This is a genomic window from Variovorax sp. Root411 (assembly GCF_001425205.1).
Classification (GTDB): domain Bacteria; phylum Pseudomonadota; class Gammaproteobacteria; order Burkholderiales; family Burkholderiaceae_C; genus Variovorax.
The window spans coordinates 466,764-480,559 of record NZ_LMDW01000016.1 but is presented as its reverse complement, the minus strand read 5'-3'; the positions used below and the strand labels follow the sequence as shown (position 1 = coordinate 480,559).

The 13,796-nt window shown below is 67.7% G+C and carries 16 protein-coding genes; 8 read left to right on the top strand and 8 right to left on the bottom strand.

Features of this window, described 5'->3' with window-relative positions; all coding sequences use genetic code 11:
- Positions 1–15: 15 nt before the first annotated feature.
- From ASC92_RS18875 to ASC92_RS18840, 8 genes are all read left to right on the top strand, one after another.
- Positions 16–657, top strand: coding sequence for a paraquat-inducible protein A (locus tag ASC92_RS18875; protein WP_056518548.1), 642 nt, complete (start codon positions 16–18; stop codon positions 655–657).
- On the top strand, positions 654–1,373 hold the full coding sequence (locus ASC92_RS18870) for a paraquat-inducible protein A (protein ID WP_235505890.1): 720 nt from the start codon (positions 654–656) through the stop codon (positions 1,371–1,373). Before ASC92_RS18875 ends, ASC92_RS18870 begins: the two co-directional genes overlap by 4 nt.
- Positions 1,370–3,013 carry an intermembrane transport protein PqiB gene (locus ASC92_RS18865; protein WP_056518547.1) on the top strand — a complete coding sequence of 548 codons (1,644 nt, stop codon included), beginning with the start codon at positions 1,370–1,372 and terminating at the stop codon, positions 3,011–3,013. Before ASC92_RS18870 ends, ASC92_RS18865 begins: the two co-directional genes overlap by 4 nt.
- Complete coding sequence (locus ASC92_RS18860; RefSeq protein ID WP_056518546.1) at positions 3,010–3,630, top strand: membrane integrity-associated transporter subunit PqiC; 621 nt, start codon at positions 3,010–3,012, stop codon at positions 3,628–3,630. The genes ASC92_RS18865 and ASC92_RS18860 overlap by 4 nt, the downstream gene beginning before the upstream one ends.
- Positions 3,631–3,770: 140 nt before the next feature.
- Positions 3,771–5,351, top strand: coding sequence for an MFS transporter (locus ASC92_RS18855; RefSeq protein WP_056518545.1), 1,581 nt, complete (start codon positions 3,771–3,773; stop codon positions 5,349–5,351).
- A 144-nt stretch (positions 5,352–5,495) separates the two neighbouring features.
- Positions 5,496–6,539, top strand: coding sequence for a LacI family DNA-binding transcriptional regulator (locus tag ASC92_RS18850; RefSeq protein ID WP_056518544.1), 1,044 nt, complete (start codon positions 5,496–5,498; stop codon positions 6,537–6,539).
- A 24-nt stretch (positions 6,540–6,563) separates the two neighbouring features.
- A complete protein-coding gene (locus tag ASC92_RS18845) occupies positions 6,564–7,565 on the top strand; it encodes an NAD(P)-dependent oxidoreductase (protein WP_056518543.1) in 1,002 nt (333 codons plus the stop codon).
- A 105-nt stretch (positions 7,566–7,670) separates the two neighbouring features.
- Entirely contained in the window at positions 7,671–8,147 is a 477-nt protein-coding gene (locus ASC92_RS18840) for a VOC family protein (RefSeq protein WP_056518542.1), read from the top strand.
- A 22-nt stretch (positions 8,148–8,169) separates the two neighbouring features.
- Here the strand turns inward: ASC92_RS18840 and ASC92_RS18835 are convergent, their stop codons facing one another.
- The 8 genes from ASC92_RS18835 to ASC92_RS18800 all read right to left on the bottom strand — a co-directional run bounded on the left by ASC92_RS18835 (position 8,170) and on the right by ASC92_RS18800 (position 13,525).
- Entirely contained in the window at positions 8,170–9,585 is a 1,416-nt protein-coding gene (locus tag ASC92_RS18835; protein WP_056518541.1) for an MATE family efflux transporter, read from the bottom strand.
- Complete coding sequence (locus ASC92_RS18830; RefSeq protein ID WP_056518540.1) at positions 9,582–10,157, bottom strand: DUF2239 family protein; 576 nt, start codon at positions 10,155–10,157, stop codon at positions 9,582–9,584. Before ASC92_RS18830 ends, ASC92_RS18835 begins: the two co-directional genes overlap by 4 nt.
- Positions 10,158–10,212: 55 nt before the next feature.
- A complete protein-coding gene (locus tag ASC92_RS18825; RefSeq protein WP_056518539.1) occupies positions 10,213–10,650 on the bottom strand; it encodes a MarR family winged helix-turn-helix transcriptional regulator in 438 nt (145 codons plus the stop codon).
- Positions 10,647–11,009, bottom strand: a complete 363-nt coding sequence (locus ASC92_RS18820; protein ID WP_056518538.1) for a GIY-YIG nuclease family protein — start codon at positions 11,007–11,009, stop codon at positions 10,647–10,649. The genes ASC92_RS18825 and ASC92_RS18820 overlap by 4 nt, the downstream gene beginning before the upstream one ends.
- A 59-nt stretch (positions 11,010–11,068) precedes the next feature.
- Positions 11,069–11,575 (bottom strand): hypothetical protein, encoded by a 507-nt coding sequence (locus ASC92_RS18815; RefSeq protein ID WP_056518537.1) that lies wholly within the window; start codon positions 11,573–11,575, stop codon positions 11,069–11,071.
- A 58-nt stretch (positions 11,576–11,633) separates the two neighbouring features.
- On the bottom strand, positions 11,634–11,951 hold the full coding sequence (locus ASC92_RS18810; protein ID WP_056518536.1) for a hypothetical protein: 318 nt from the start codon (positions 11,949–11,951) through the stop codon (positions 11,634–11,636).
- Between the two features lie 16 nt (positions 11,952–11,967).
- Entirely contained in the window at positions 11,968–12,759 is a 792-nt protein-coding gene (locus ASC92_RS18805) for a hypothetical protein (protein ID WP_056518535.1), read from the bottom strand.
- A 76-nt stretch (positions 12,760–12,835) separates the two neighbouring features.
- On the bottom strand, positions 12,836–13,525 hold the full coding sequence (locus tag ASC92_RS18800; protein ID WP_056518534.1) for a hypothetical protein: 690 nt from the start codon (positions 13,523–13,525) through the stop codon (positions 12,836–12,838).
- Between the last annotated feature and the right edge of the window lie 271 nt (positions 13,526–13,796).

Here is a 13,796-nt window from a genome sequence, read left to right as displayed (position 1 = left end):
TTAGGGTACTCACCTATGACGGAAGTACCTGACACCGTGGTCTGCCCGGGTTGCGATGCGGTCTACAGCCGCGCGCCGTTGCAGCCGCGCGACGTGGCGCACTGTCCGCGCTGCGGCACCGAGCTCGACCGGCACCCCGGCCGGCAGGAGCGCCGCATCCTTCCGCTGACGGTGGCCTGTCTGATCATGTTCGCCATCGCGAACCTGTTTCCCATCGTCGAGATCGAGCTGCAGGGCCTGCGCAGCCAGACCACGCTGGCCGGCGCGGTGGTGGCGCTGGGCGCCGAGGGCATGTCGGTGGTGGCGCTGCTGGTACTGGCCACGACCATTCTTTTTCCCTTCCTGCAGCTGTGCATCCTCGCGTACCTGCTGGTTCCGCTGAGCCGCGAGCGCCGGCCCCTGGGCTTCGCGCTGCTGGTGCGGCTGATGCAGTCGCTGCGGCCCTGGGGAATGATCGAAGTGTTCCTGCTCGGCGTGCTGGTGGCCATCGTCAAGCTCTCCAGCATGGCGTCAGTCGTGCCGGGCGCGGCGCTGTGGGCCTTCATGGCGCTCACGGTCATGCTGACGGTGGTGCTGTCGTTCAACCCCGGCGCGTTCTGGGAAATGACGTTCCGCCCGAAGGGCGAGGCGCACGATGAAGGGGCGCCGGCATCATGAAGCTGTTCGCCTTCCCGTGGCCGCGCGAACCCCACGAGGCCGACGATGCGCACGACCTCCACGACGAAGACGCGCACGTCCCCACCGCCGCCTCGCTCGGCCTCCTGGCCTGCCCGCACTGCGCCGCCGTCTGGAAGAACGCCGAGGAGGGCGAGGCCTGCGGCCGCTGCGGCACGCGCCTGCACACGCGCAAGCCGCAGAGCCTGAACCGCACCTGGGCCCTGCTGATCGCGGCGTGCATGATGTACATCCCGGCCAACCTGCTGCCGGTGATGATCACGCGCACGCTGTTCGGCACGCAGAACGACACCATCCTGAGCGGGGTGATCTATTTCTGGGTGTCGGGCGCCTACGGCCTCGCGGCCATCGTTTTCATCGCGAGCTTCCTGGTGCCGCTGTTCAAGCTGGCGGTGCTTTTCCTGCTCGTGGTGCTGGCGCAGCGCGGCAGCACATGGCGCCGGCGCGAGCGGGCGAAGCTGTATCACATCATCGAGGTCATCGGCCGCTGGTCGATGCTCGACGTGTTCGTGGTGTCGCTGCTGACCGGGCTGGTGCAGATCCAGGGTTTCGCGGTCATCACCGCGGGCGTGGGCATCGCGGCCTTCGGGTCGGTGGTGGTGCTGACCATGCTGGCCTCGCTGAGCTTCGACCCGAAGCTCACGTGGGACAGCGAGGCTGCACAGGGACATGAAATCAGAGACGAGAAACCAGCATGAGTGAAGAAGACCAACCCCAGGACAAACCGGCACCCCCGCCCGCATTGCCCAAGCCGCGCGTGGTGCGCCGGCGCGAATGGCTGCCCTCGCTGATCTGGCTGATTCCCATCGTGGCTGCGCTGGTCGGCATCACGCTGGTCGCCCGCATCCTGCTGGAGCGCGGGCCCGAGGTGGTGCTGACCTTCAAGACGGCAGAGGGCCTGGAGGCCGGCAAGACCGCCGTGAAGTACAAGGACGTGCAGATCGGCCTCGTCACCCACCTGCGGCTGGCGCGTGACCGCTCGCACGTGCGCGTCCTGGTGCAGTTCAACAAGGATGCCAAGGGCTTCACCGCCGCGGACTCTCGCTTCTGGGTGGTGCGGCCCCGGCTCGACACCTCCGGCATCTCGGGGCTCAACACCTTGCTGTCGGGCGCTTACATCGGCGCCGACGCGGGCGTGTCGGAAGACACCGCCGGCGAGTTCACCGGGCTCGAAACCCCGCCCATCGTCACGCGCGACGACTCGGGCAAGCAATTCCTGCTGCGCGCCAACGACGTGGGCTCGCTCGACGTGGGCTCGCCGGTGTACTTCCGGCGCGTCAAGGTCGGGCAGGTGGCCGCCTACGAACTCGATGGCGACGGACGCGGGGTGACCATGCGCGTCTTCGTCAACTCGCCTTACGACAAGTTCGTGGGCATGAACACGCGCTTCTGGCAGGCCAGCGGCATCGATGCGCAACTGAGCGCCAGCGGCTTCACGCTGCGCACGCAGTCGCTGGCGACCATCCTGCTCGGCGGCATCGCCTTCCAGGCGCCCGACGACGCGATGGGCCCGGTCGCCAAGGAGAATGCCGCCTTCGCACTGGCGCAGGACGAAGCCGCCGCCATGAAGGAGCCCGACGGGCCTTCGCAACCGCTGCTGATGTATTTCAACCAGTCGCTGCGCGGCCTGACGCCGGGCGCGCCGGTGGATTTCCGCGGCGTGGTGATCGGTGAGGTCAAGTCGATCGGCGTCGAGTTCGACCGCGCCGAGCGTGAGTTCCGCATGCCGGTGCTGGTGCAGGTCTACCCCGACCGCCTGCGCCGCCGCGCCGGCGAAAGCGGCATCGAATCGCGCGCCACCCAGCAGGAGCGGCTGCGCTTCCTGGCCGAGAAGGGCCTGCGCGCGCAGTTGCGCAACGGCAACCTGCTGACCGGGCAGGTCTACGTGGCGCTCGACTTCTTTCCGAAGGCGCCGCCGGTCAAGATCGACCTGACGAAGAACCCGGTCGAGCTGCCCACCGTGGCCAACAGCCTCGACGAGATCCAGTCGCAGGTGCAGGAAATCGCGACCAAGCTCAACAAGGTGCCGTACGAGCAGATCGCGGGCGACCTGCGCACCACGCTCGCGGCGCTCAACAAGACGCTGACAACCACCGAGCAGACGGTGAACCGCATCAACAACGACGTCACGCCCGAGCTGGCCGCGGCCATGAAGGACGTGCGCAAGACCGTGAACTCGGCCGAACGCACGCTGGCCGACGACTCGCCGCTGCAGCAGGACATGCGCCAGACGCTGCAGGAGCTGACGCGCGCCGCGGGCTCGGTGCGCGTGCTGACCGACTACCTCGAACGCCATCCCGAGTCGCTGCTGCGCGGCAAACCGGACGACAAGAAATGAAGAAGAAGAACCTTGCCTTCCTCGCGCTGGCGGCCCTGCTCGCGGGCTGCGCCAGCAAACCCGACAACTACTACACGCTGGCCAGCCCGGTGGCTGCCGCCGAGGCTGCGCCTTCGACGCTCGGCAGCGCCGCGCCGCTCTACATCGAGCTCGCGCCCGTGGCCGTGCCCGAGCGCTTCGCACGGCCGCAGATGGTGGTGCGCAAGCCCAACGGCAGCGTGCAGGTCGAGGTGCTGGAGCAGCACCGCTGGGCCTCGTCGTTCGAGAACGAGTTGCGCGATGCGCTGGCCAGCGGCGTCGCCGCGCGGCTAGGCGCGCTCGACGTGACCAAGGGCGGGCGGCAGGGCGCGCTGCCGGTGTGGCGCATCGCGGTGCAGCTGCGGCAGTTCGACGCGGTCGACGGCGGGCGTGTCGATGCCAGCTTCGGCTGGACGCTGCGGCGCTCGGACGAGGCGCGCACGGTGGTGTGCCAGCTGGACCTCGGCGAGGCCGTGGGCACCGGGATGGACGCGGTGGCGCACGGGGCGCAGCGCGTGGCGTCGGCGGCGGCCGTCGCGATGGCGCGCAGCGTGAATGCGGCGCGTGCGAATCCGTCGGCAACCGCCTGCGCGACCTGATTCTTTCTCCCTCCCCCCGCTGGGGGAGGACAGGGGTGGGGGCACGACGGCGCTGAACCAGGCATGGCGTATCGTTGGAAGCCGCAGCCCCCATCCCAACCTTCCCCCAGAGGGGGAAGGAGCCAGAAAACGGAGATCCCATGGCACAGATCGGCAAGGCTCCCTGCGACGACACGTTGATCCTGCATGGCGCGCGGGCGGAAGAGGGGACCTGTCCCGAGGCTTCCAAGCCCTGGGTATTGGCCGCGGCCGTCGTGGGGTCGAGCATGGCCTTCATTGACGGCACGGTGGTCAACGTGGCGCTGCCGGCCATCCAGGCCGATCTGCATGCCACGGCGTTCCAGGCGCAATGGGTGGTCGAGTCGTATGCCTTGCTGCTGGCGGCGCTGCTGCTCGTGGGCGGCGCGCTGGGCGATCGCTATGGCAGGCGGCGCATCTTCGCGATCGGCGTCGGCATCTTCGCGCTCTCGTCGGTGGCCTGCGGGCTCGCGGCCACCGTGCAGCAGCTCATTGCCGCGCGCGCGGTGCAGGGTATCGGCGGCGCGCTGCTGGTGCCGGGCAGCCTGGCGCTCATCAGCGCGTCGTTTCCCGAGAAGGAGCGCGGCAAGGCCATCGGCACATGGTCGGGCTTCAGCGGCATCACGGCGGCGGTGGGGCCGGTGCTGGGCGGCTTCCTGGTCGATCACTTCTCGTGGACCTGGGCCTTTTTCATCAACGTACCGATGGCGCTGCTGGTGCTGTGGATCGTGTGGCGCCACGTACCCGAGAGTCGCGGCGCATCGGCCACCGGCAGGCTGGACTTCTGGGGCGCGCTGCTGGCGACGGCCGGGCTTGGCGGCGTCGTCTATGCCTTCATCGAGGCGCCCACGCAAGGCTGGGGTTCGCCGCTCGTTCTCGGGGCGCTGGCGCTCGGCGTGCTGGGCAGCGCGGGCTTCATCGCTGCCGAGCGCAAGGTGCGCACGCCGATGCTGCCGCTGGCCTTGCTGCGCATCGGCAACTTCAGCGGCGCGAACCTGCTGACCTTGCTGCTCTATGCGGCGCTGGGCGGCGGGCTGTACTTCTTCCCGCTCAACCTGATCCAGGTGCAGGGCTATTCGGCGACCGTGGCGGGCGCGGCGCTGCTGCCTTTCATCTTCACCATGTTCGCACTCTCGCGCTGGGCCGGGCAGCTGGTCGACCGCTTCGGGCCGCGCTTGCCGCTGGTCATCGGGCCTTCGATTGCGGCGGTCGGCTTTGCGCTCTTTGCCGTGCCGGGCGTCGGTGCGAGCTACTGGAGCGGCTTCCTGCCGGCCGTGGTGGTGCTTGGCTTCGGCATGACGGTGACGGTGGCGCCGTTGACCACCACCGTCATGAATGCGGTCGGGCCGGACCTTGCGGGCGTGGCCTCGGGCGTGAACAACGCTGTCTCGCGCGCGGCGGCGGTGCTGGCGATCGCGGTGTTCGGCGCAATCATGGCCTGGGCCTTCGACGCGGCGCTGGCGGAACACCTGCGCGGCATGGGCGCGTCGGCCCAGGTGTCGGCCTTTCTCGAAGGCGAGCGCGACAAGCTGGCCGGCGCGGCGCTGCCGCCGGGCGTGGATGCGGCCACGGCGGCGGCTCTCAAACAGGCCGTGGCCGAATCCTTCGTGGCGGGCTTTCGCTGGGTGATGCTGCTGAGCGCGGTGAGTGCCTGGCTGATGATCGGTGCGGCGCCTGCTGTCGGGCCGGTGACGGAGAAATAGCTAGGGCGGGTACCGAGGCGGGACTCGACGAAGTCCGTTACCTTCGTTGTGCGTTGGCGAAAGTGCCGGCGTGTTCCGCATGGCCGCCAATGCACGCGGGGCGGGAGCGACTCGAAAAACATAAGACAGAAGGGGAGAGATGCCATGAGCAGAATCAGCGACGTAGCCCGGCGGGCGAGCGTTTCGAACAGCACCGTATCGAACGTGCTCAACGGACGCAGCGATCGCATGGCCAAGGAAACGCTGGCGCGCGTCGAGGCCGCCATCCGCGATCTGAAGTACCGGCCCAACACCTCCGCGCGGCAGCTCAAGACCGGGCACACGCCGCTCATCGGCCTGCTGGTGCCATCGATGGCCAACCCGATGTACGGCTTCATCGCGCGCGAAGTCGAAACGCTGGCGCAGGAGCGCTACGGCTTCCGGATCATGATCGGCAACACCTACCGCGACGCCGCGAAGGAAGCGCATTTCTTCGAGGACCTGATGGCGCATGGCGTGCGCGGCGTGATCCTCATCTCGTCGCTGCTCGACGAGCAGCACGTCGAGGCCGCCGCCGAGGGCGGGCTGGTGGTGGTCAGCTACGACCGGCGCGCCACGCCGGGCATGGCCTCGGTGATCGACCACGTGACCGTCGACAACTTCGAGACTTCGCGCCTTGCCACCCAGCACCTGATCGAGCAGGGGCATGTGCGGCTGGCGTTCGTCACGCCCTCGGGGCGCACCATGAGCCGCAGCGAAAAGGTCGACGGCTTTCTCGCTGCCGTCCGCAGTGCGGGTCTCGAAGGCAGCGCCCAGGTGATCGAAGGCCTGCCGGTCGACGAGTACGGCGATTCGATGATGAGCGAACTGGGCCGCACGCAGGCGGTGCTGATGGCGAAGTCGAAGCAGTGCCCGACCGGCGTGATCGGCGTGAACGACCTGCTCGCCTTCGGCCTGATGGCGGGTTTTCGCGATGCCGGGCTTGCCGTGCCGCAGGACGTGTCGGTCATCGGCATCGACAACGTGTTCTTGTCGACGCTGATGTATCCAGCCATGACTTCGGTGCGCGTGCCCGTGCCCGAGATGGCGCAGGTGATGGTGGAGCGGGCGATGAACCGGCTGTCGGACCCGTCGATGCCGGCGCAGGAGTTTGTCTTTGCGCCCACCCTGGTGGCACGCGATTCGGTCGCGGCGCCGCTGCGCGGATAGTCGTCGGCCGGACAGGTGCTTCTCATGACCACGGTTTTCGTCAGCCATCCGCCCAGCAAGCTCGCGCACTATTTCGGCGACCGGGCCTCTGCCGCCTTGGAGACCATCGCGCAGGTGCGCTTCAACCCCACGGACACTGATCTTTCGTCGGCCGACCTGGCCGAACTGGCGCACGACTGCGACGCCATCGTTTCCTACCGCCAGACGGTGGGCGACGAGGCGCTGTTCGCCGCGCTGCCGCAGTTGAAAGCATTCGTGCGCTGCGCCATTGACATCCGCAACATCGACGTGGCGTCGGCCAGCCGGCATGGCGTGCTGGTGACGCAGGCGAGCGCGGGGTTCGTCCCCGCGGTGTCGGAGTGGATCGTGGGCGCGATGATCAACCTGGCGCGGTGCATCAGCGTGTCGTCCGAGGGCTACCACGCAGGCCGGCCCATGGCATCGGCAATGGGTCGCGAATTGCGCGGCAGCACGTTGGGGGTGATCGGCTACGGGCAGATCGGCCGCTACCTGTGCGACATCGCGCTGGCACTGGGCATGCGCATCGTCGTGCACGACCCGCACACCGCGACCGGTCGGGCCGAGTTCGCACAGATGACGCTCGAAGCGCTGCTGGCGCAAGCCGACTTCGTGGCCTGCCTCGCGGCCGCCACCGTGGCGACCGAGAACATGATGAATGCCACGGCCTTCGCGGCGATGCAGCCGCATGCCTTCTTCATCAATGCCTCGCGTGGCGATCTCGTGGATGAAGACGCGCTGCTCGCCGCGCTCGAGGCAGGAGTCATCGCGGGCTGCGCGCTGGACGTGGGCCGAGCGCCCGACCAGATGCCGTCGCTGCGCGTGGCGGCGCACCCGCGCGTGATCGCCACGCCGCACATCGGCGGGCTCACGCCACCGGCCGTGGAGCACCAGGCGATGGAAACCGTGTCGCAGCTGGCGGAGATTTTCCAGGGCAGGGCGCCGCGGGGCGCGGTCAACGCGGCCGAGGCCTACCGCTGGCGGCAGGCGTTCGGCGCGAGTGCATGAGCTTCGATGGGAACTTCCCGCTGACAGGAACGCACGGGTTGACAAGGGCCTGCTGCCGATTTGATACTGAACCCTCCGGTTCATCATTCAAGCGAAGGAAACCTCATGCAAAAGATCGTTCCCTGCCTCTGGTTCGACGGCAACGGCGAAGACGCGCTGAATTTCTACACTGCGATTTTTCCGAACTCGCGCGTGACCGACAAGCTGCTCTGGGGCGACGTCAACCCCGCGAAGAAGGGCTCGGTGCTCACCGCAACCTTCGAACTAGAAGGGCAGGAGTTCATGGTGCTCAACGGGGGGCCGGAGTACAAGTTCACCCCGGCCATCTCGATGCTCGTGAAGTGCGAGACCCAGGCCGAGGTCGACAACTACTGGGAGAAGCTGCTCGAAGGCGGCGGCCAGCCGGTGCAGTGCGGCTGGCTCACCGATCGCTACGGCGTGTCCTGGCAGGTGGCGCCCATGCCGATGATCCGCATGTTCCAGGACAAGGATCCGGCCAAGGCGGCCCGCGCAATGCAGGCGATGATGAAGATGGTCAAGCTCGACATCGCCACCGTGAAGAAGGCCTTCGACGGGGAGTGATCGGCTGCCGCCGCGTCAGCGGCTACACCAGCCGACGGATTCCCTTCTTGCTCCACACCAGCTGGTAGTACGCGGTCTGCAGCAGCAGCATCGCGCCGAAGGTCACCGGGTAGGCGATCCAGATGCCGTTCAGGCCGATGCGGTGGCTCATGAGCCAGGCCACCGGAACTTCCACGCCGAGGATGCAGAGGATCGAGATCAGCGTGGGCACCAGCACCGAGCCGCTGGCGCGCATGATCCCCGACAGCGCCGCGGCCATGCCGAAGATCACCAGGCTCCACAGCATGATGTGCAGCAGCGTCTGCGCGATCTCGAGCACCGGCGCGCTGGTGATGAAGAAAGCCATCAGGTGGCGCGAGAACAGGTAGCCCAGCAGCACAAGGCCACCGGTCAGCACGAGGTTCATCAGCAGCGCCGTCTTGGCGATGGCGCCGAGCCGGTCAGCACGGCCCGCGCCGATGGCCTGCGCGCCGAGGATCGATGCCGCGATGGCGATCGAGATGGCCGGGAACTGCACGTACGCCACCACCTGGTTCACCGCGCCGTAGGCCGCGGTGGCGCTCGAGCCGTAGCTGTTGACCATTGACAGCAGCACCACCTCGGCCAAAGCGACCACGATCATCTGCACGCCCGTTGGTACGCCGATCTTCAGCACAGCCTTCAGCAGGTGCGGCTGGATGCGCAGGTTGCGCACGAACGCCGCATCGGGTGCGAGCGGGCTCTTGCGGCGGTGCAGCCGGAAGCCGAGCCAAGTGGTCGCCACCGCGAAAGACAGTACCGAGGCCCACGCACCGCTCGCCACGCCAAGCTGCGGCAGGCCGCCCCAGCCGCGGATGAGCGCGGGCGTGACCACCAGCCCGATCAGCGTCGAGATCACCAGCGTGAGCAGCGGGGTGACGGTGTCGCCCACGCCGCGCAGCATGGCCGTGGCGAGCAGGAACACGAACACGCCCGGCATCGCGATCAGCATGATGCGGGCATAGCGCGTGGAGTCGGTCAGCACGTCGGGCGGCGTGCCCAGCGCGGCCAGCATCGGCGTGGTGAAAGCGCCGCCAAACACCGCGATCACCAGGCCCATCAGCACGCCCACCGTGAGCGTGGTGCCGGCCACGGCCTTGGCCTTGTCCACGTCGCGCGCGCCCCAGGCCTGGCCGATGAGCACCGAGGCGCCGGCGCCCAGGCCGATGATGAAGGCGATGAAGAAGAACATCACCGGGAAGAAGCTCGACACGGCCGCCAGCGCGCCCACGCCGAGCATCTGCCCCACGTAGACATTGTTGAGCGTGCCCGAGAGCGATTGCAGGATGTTGCTAAGCAGCATCGGCGCGAGGAAGAAAAGAAAGACCTTCCACAGCGGACGCGTTGCGCCCACTGGCGCCACGGGCACGCCCTGAAGGCCGCTGCGGCCGGTCGCGGAAGTCTCGGGGGTTGCTCTCATGCGGGGGTGCTCCAGCCGGCGGCTGATAATTTTTGAAGATGGGAGCGCAGGTCCACGGGCCAGGCGTCGATGAGTCCTTCGAAGCGATTGCGCTCGCCGGCGAACAGCGCGCGCGTGGCTTCCTCGAAGCCGGGCAGGGCGCCGGCAATCGCGGTCATGAAGCGGTAGGTGGCCTCGCGCGAAGCGCGCACGGCGTCGCGGTCGGCGCTGACGCGGCTCGCCTCCTGCACCAGGCGCCGCAGCGCGACCGATGCGCCGCCGGGCTGGCGGTTGAGCCAGTCCCAGTGGCGCGGAAGCAGGGTGACTTCGCGCGCGACCACGCCCAGCTTCGGGCGGCCCACGCCGCGGGGCGCGTCTTCATGGGCCTCTGCACCGGCGGCGTGCGGCACGAGGCCGGCCCGGTTGTGCACGTCGAAGTCGAGCGGCTCGCCGGTCTGCTCGTCGAACACGAGGTAGGGCGTGTCGTCCTTGCGCTCGCGCAACTGCGCGAGCACGTCGGCGGTGCTTCCCTGGGCAATGCGCTTGAAACCGGCGAAAACGATCAGGTTGATGGGTGGCGTGTCGGAGGGCATTGTTCTTTCTTCCGGTCCGTTCGAAACGAGGTGCGTAATCTACCTGTTGAACGGTTCAGGCGTTTGATGTGTCGTCGAGGCAAAGCGCAAGAAGCGCGGCGTTGACTTGCGGCAGGCTTTCAGGGGCCAGCGATTTCACCGCATCGGCGCAGATCGCTTCGACGGTCGTGACCGCAGCTTGCATCAGTTTTCGGCCGCCGGGGCGGATGGCTGCGTGGCGGCGGTTGTCTTCGGCGCCGGCCGTGCGTTCGGCCAGTCCCGTTTTTTCAAGCGAGACCATTTTGCGAAGCAGCGCCGACATCGGCAACCCCAGCGCGCGCGAAAGGTCGGCCGTCGGCATTCGGCCGCCTTCGGCGCGCAGCAATTGATGGAGCAGGGTGAAGTCTTCGTAGTCCAGCCCGTGGAAGGCGCCCAGGTCTTCCCGGAGCTTCAGGTTCAGGCTGGCATGGGCCCGGCTGATGGCGAGGCACAAGCCCAGTGCATCGGCGGTCATGGCGAGTTGTAGCCCTTGTCGCCGTCGCACTGGAGCTCTTCGCGCCAGAGCGCGAGGAGTTTCTCGAGTTCCGCCGCGCGGTCGAAGGCCGGGTCTTCGCTTTCCTTGACCCGGTCGATCACCTCGAAGGTGAACCGATCGGCGCCGTGAGCGATCCAGTCCTGCCCGAGCGCCTTGTTGCGGTGCGAGCGCATGTTCAACTCGAAGCGGGCACGGTTCATGGCGCCTTCGACGTCGAGGCTGCCGGCCATGTAGACCCGGCCGTTCAACCCGTTGCGGATGACGAAGACGCCGGCTGGGCGCGCGGTTTCCTTGTATTGGCGGGAGAGCGCGCGCCGGTTTTCTGGAGAAAGGTTCATGCTCCATATATTACCCGGGTTAAATTAGATTCGCAATATACCCGGGTAAAATGAACGACTCAGCCTTCTCTCAATCGCCGCCAGCCGCGCGAGATGCGCCTGTTCAGCGCCCGCACCACGCGCCAGGGCCGGCTCTGGCGAACGAGGGTGAGCACCTGGTCTTTCCATGCCTTCCATCGCGGATACCAGCGGGCGAACCACGGAATGCGCATCAGCGGCCCTTCGACCAGCTGGAAGATCCGCGCGACGATGGCCGTGCCCACCAGCTTGGCCAGCACGAGCACGGTGAGGGCGCTGGCCGCATGGCCGCGGCTGAAGAGAAAGAGCGCCAGCACCTTTACCGGCAGCAGCAGCACAACCGGCACGAAAAAAGCCAGCAGCGCACCCCAGGGCGGCAGCCGGCGCAGCCGTTCTTCGAGCGCGGCCCAGAAGGGCAGGCGGGACAGCCGCGCGGCGAGCGCAGCCAGTGGCTCCCAGCCCCACTCCTCGAAGAGCAGCACGGGAACGATGAGCACGATGCCGATGGCGCGGAGCAAGGCGCGCAGGGCGCGGGCGAATGAGGTCATCCGCGAAGGGTAAGGCAGCGCGCGCCCTGACCGCCGGGGACGTGCGGGCCTGCGCTGCCTACTTGTTCGCCGGCACGAAGAAAAGGTATTCGCCGCGGCCCAGTTCGGGTGTGACCTCGTAGCCTGCGCACAGGTCGTTGGTGCACTGGATGACCACCACGCGTGGCCAGATCGTCGCCGCCGTCGGGTAGCCCGGCAGGTACTGCGGCACATGCCACACGCCCAGGGAGCCGACCGGTTCCGCCGTGTCGGTGCCCCGTGCGTTCTGCAAGCCGCTGCCCATGTTCACCCGCTCGACGCGCAGCACGGGCTGCGCAGCGGATGCGGCGGCCGCCGCGCAGCAAGCCGCCAGCCAGAGAAGTACGGTTCTGGTCATTTGAGGCTCCGCGCGGTCATTGCGGGACCACCGCCGACTGCGCAGCGGCCGTGATGTCGCCGACCGGTTCGCCCACGAGGCCTGCACTACGAATGGCCGCCACGTCGGGCAGATCGATCGGCGTCACCGCGATGCTGCCGCTGGCGACGGGCATCGCCACGGCGGCCGGAGGCTCGTCCTGGGCCTTGGCCGCCTGCTGCGCGGCGGGTGCCACGGGCGCAGCCGCAGCCACTGGGCGCGGCGGTGCCGGGGCTGCACCGCTTGCGGACGCCTGCGGACCGTAGGCGGTCACGCGCTCGTCCGCGGTCATCGACTGCGGGCACTTCGTGCCGGTCATTTCCAGCGCCGCCATGGCCGCCGGGTCCATGCAGTCCATGGCGAGCGACGCGGCCTTCATGCCCTTGTTCCAGAGTTCGCGGCTCATCTTGAGGCGCTTGCAGTGCTCGTCCGTCCAGGTGGTGCCGAAACTGAGCCCGACGCCGGGGCCGTTCGCGCTGGCGCTCGAGCTGCCCATGCAGGTGTCGTTGCTCGTCGTCAGGTTCGGGCCATTGACCGACGGTACGTTCTTGATCGTGTAGCTGCCGCGGTAGTCGACGGTGTTCGTCGTCGCGCCAGTGTTGTTGACGTTCTGGTTGCTGGTCAGCGTCGACTGGGTGTTCACGCTTGCGGGACTCGAGAACGTCACCGACTGGCTGTTGCCCTGGGCCGATGTCGTGGCCGTGCTGGATGCCCCGCTGTTGCTGTTGGTCTGTTGGGCGGTGGCCGCCGCGGACATCGTCATCAAAGCCAGAAAAAGCAGTCTCTTCATTTTTCAACTCCTTTTGAGGACCGGGGAGAGGGGGTGCCTCTCCCCGTTTCCGAGTGCAGCAACCGATGTGCGGGGCTCAGGGAGCCGATGCCGTTGCGCCGGAGCCAGCCAGGCCGCCGGTGCCGCCACCGTTGCTGAAGCCGCCGGCATTGCCGAAGCTGACGTTGGTCACTCCGAAGGAGCCGCCGGTCGAACCCGCCGTTGCCGAGGTGGTCGTGCCGTTGACGAAGCCATTGATGGCGCCGGAGGAGGCGCTGTAGCCCGAGGTCGTGCCGGAGGTCCGCGTCACGATGGCAAGGCCGCCGCCAGGGCCTGCGGCCGTCGCGGCCGTGTTGTTGGTGGAGGAGGTGGCTGCCCCGCCTGCACTGCCGCTGACGTGATTCGGGCCGCCCGCGCTGTAGTTGGCGTTGGAGGCCGCGCCCGCATTGGCCGACGCATTGGCGCCGCCTGCTGCGAGGCCGTTGCCGGTTGTCGCTGCCACGCTGGTTACCTGGCCCTGCGTGGTTGCCGAGCCGCTCGCCGTCGCGCCACCGATGCGCAGGCCCGGGAAGCTGACCGCGCCGCCCGCCGCATTGGCAGTGGCCGATGAGCTGGAATTGGCCGCGTTGTAGCTGAATGCGCTTCCGGTGCCGGAACTGGCCGCCACCGAGCCTGCAGAACTGGAAGAGCCAGTCGTCGTGCTGGTCGCCGCAAGCGCCGTGGTGCTGGTTGCCGAGGCAACGCTTCCAACCAGGACCACTGCGATCGCGATGAGAGTCTTCTTCATGATGCTTCCTCGAAAAAATGTTGAAACGGACCTGATGACCGGACGATCCGGTCGCTGGCTATCGGTCAGCGGCTTGGTTTAAGTGCTTTCGCCATGACCGGGGTGCAGTTTCTGGGTCGGGAAGCCAGCGAAAAATGCCTGATGCTGGGTAGAGGAAGGCTATGACAAAAGTAGTGGTTTGCTCCTTCTCGGCTGGCATCGGAAGGCGCCCGTTCACACGACGTCAGCATGGAAATTACAACTTTCAGTTGACATTGAAAATCAATGGAAA

Excerpts from the sequence above, each read along its gene's own strand:
- ASC92_RS18800 (WP_056518534.1), bottom strand. The coding sequence starts at position 13,525 with ATGAAGAAGACTCTCATCGCGATCGCAGTGGTCCTGGTTGGAAGCGTT.
- ASC92_RS18870 (WP_235505890.1), top strand. The coding sequence starts at position 654 with ATGAAGCTGTTCGCCTTCCCGTGGCCGCGCGAACCCCACGAGGCCGAC.
- ASC92_RS18855 (WP_056518545.1), top strand. The coding sequence starts at position 3,771 with ATGGCACAGATCGGCAAGGCTCCCTGCGACGACACGTTGATCCTGCAT.
- ASC92_RS18815 (WP_056518537.1), bottom strand. The coding sequence starts at position 11,575 with ATGACCTCATTCGCCCGCGCCCTGCGCGCCTTGCTCCGCGCCATCGGC.
- ASC92_RS18875 (WP_056518548.1), top strand. The coding sequence starts at position 16 with ATGACGGAAGTACCTGACACCGTGGTCTGCCCGGGTTGCGATGCGGTC.
- ASC92_RS18805 (WP_056518535.1), bottom strand. The coding sequence starts at position 12,759 with ATGAAGAGACTGCTTTTTCTGGCTTTGATGACGATGTCCGCGGCGGCC.
- ASC92_RS18835 (WP_056518541.1), bottom strand. The coding sequence starts at position 9,585 with ATGAGAGCAACCCCCGAGACTTCCGCGACCGGCCGCAGCGGCCTTCAG.
- ASC92_RS18810 (WP_056518536.1), bottom strand. The coding sequence starts at position 11,951 with ATGACCAGAACCGTACTTCTCTGGCTGGCGGCTTGCTGCGCGGCGGCC.
- ASC92_RS18845 (WP_056518543.1), top strand. The coding sequence starts at position 6,564 with ATGACCACGGTTTTCGTCAGCCATCCGCCCAGCAAGCTCGCGCACTAT.
- ASC92_RS18865 (WP_056518547.1), top strand. The coding sequence starts at position 1,370 with ATGAGTGAAGAAGACCAACCCCAGGACAAACCGGCACCCCCGCCCGCA.
- ASC92_RS18820 (WP_056518538.1), bottom strand. The coding sequence starts at position 11,009 with ATGAACCTTTCTCCAGAAAACCGGCGCGCGCTCTCCCGCCAATACAAG.
- ASC92_RS18850 (WP_056518544.1), top strand. The coding sequence starts at position 5,496 with ATGAGCAGAATCAGCGACGTAGCCCGGCGGGCGAGCGTTTCGAACAGC.
- ASC92_RS18825 (WP_056518539.1), bottom strand. The coding sequence starts at position 10,650 with ATGACCGCCGATGCACTGGGCTTGTGCCTCGCCATCAGCCGGGCCCAT.
- ASC92_RS18830 (WP_056518540.1), bottom strand. The coding sequence starts at position 10,157 with ATGCCCTCCGACACGCCACCCATCAACCTGATCGTTTTCGCCGGTTTC.
- ASC92_RS18840 (WP_056518542.1), top strand. The coding sequence starts at position 7,671 with ATGCAAAAGATCGTTCCCTGCCTCTGGTTCGACGGCAACGGCGAAGAC.
- ASC92_RS18860 (WP_056518546.1), top strand. The coding sequence starts at position 3,010 with ATGAAGAAGAAGAACCTTGCCTTCCTCGCGCTGGCGGCCCTGCTCGCG.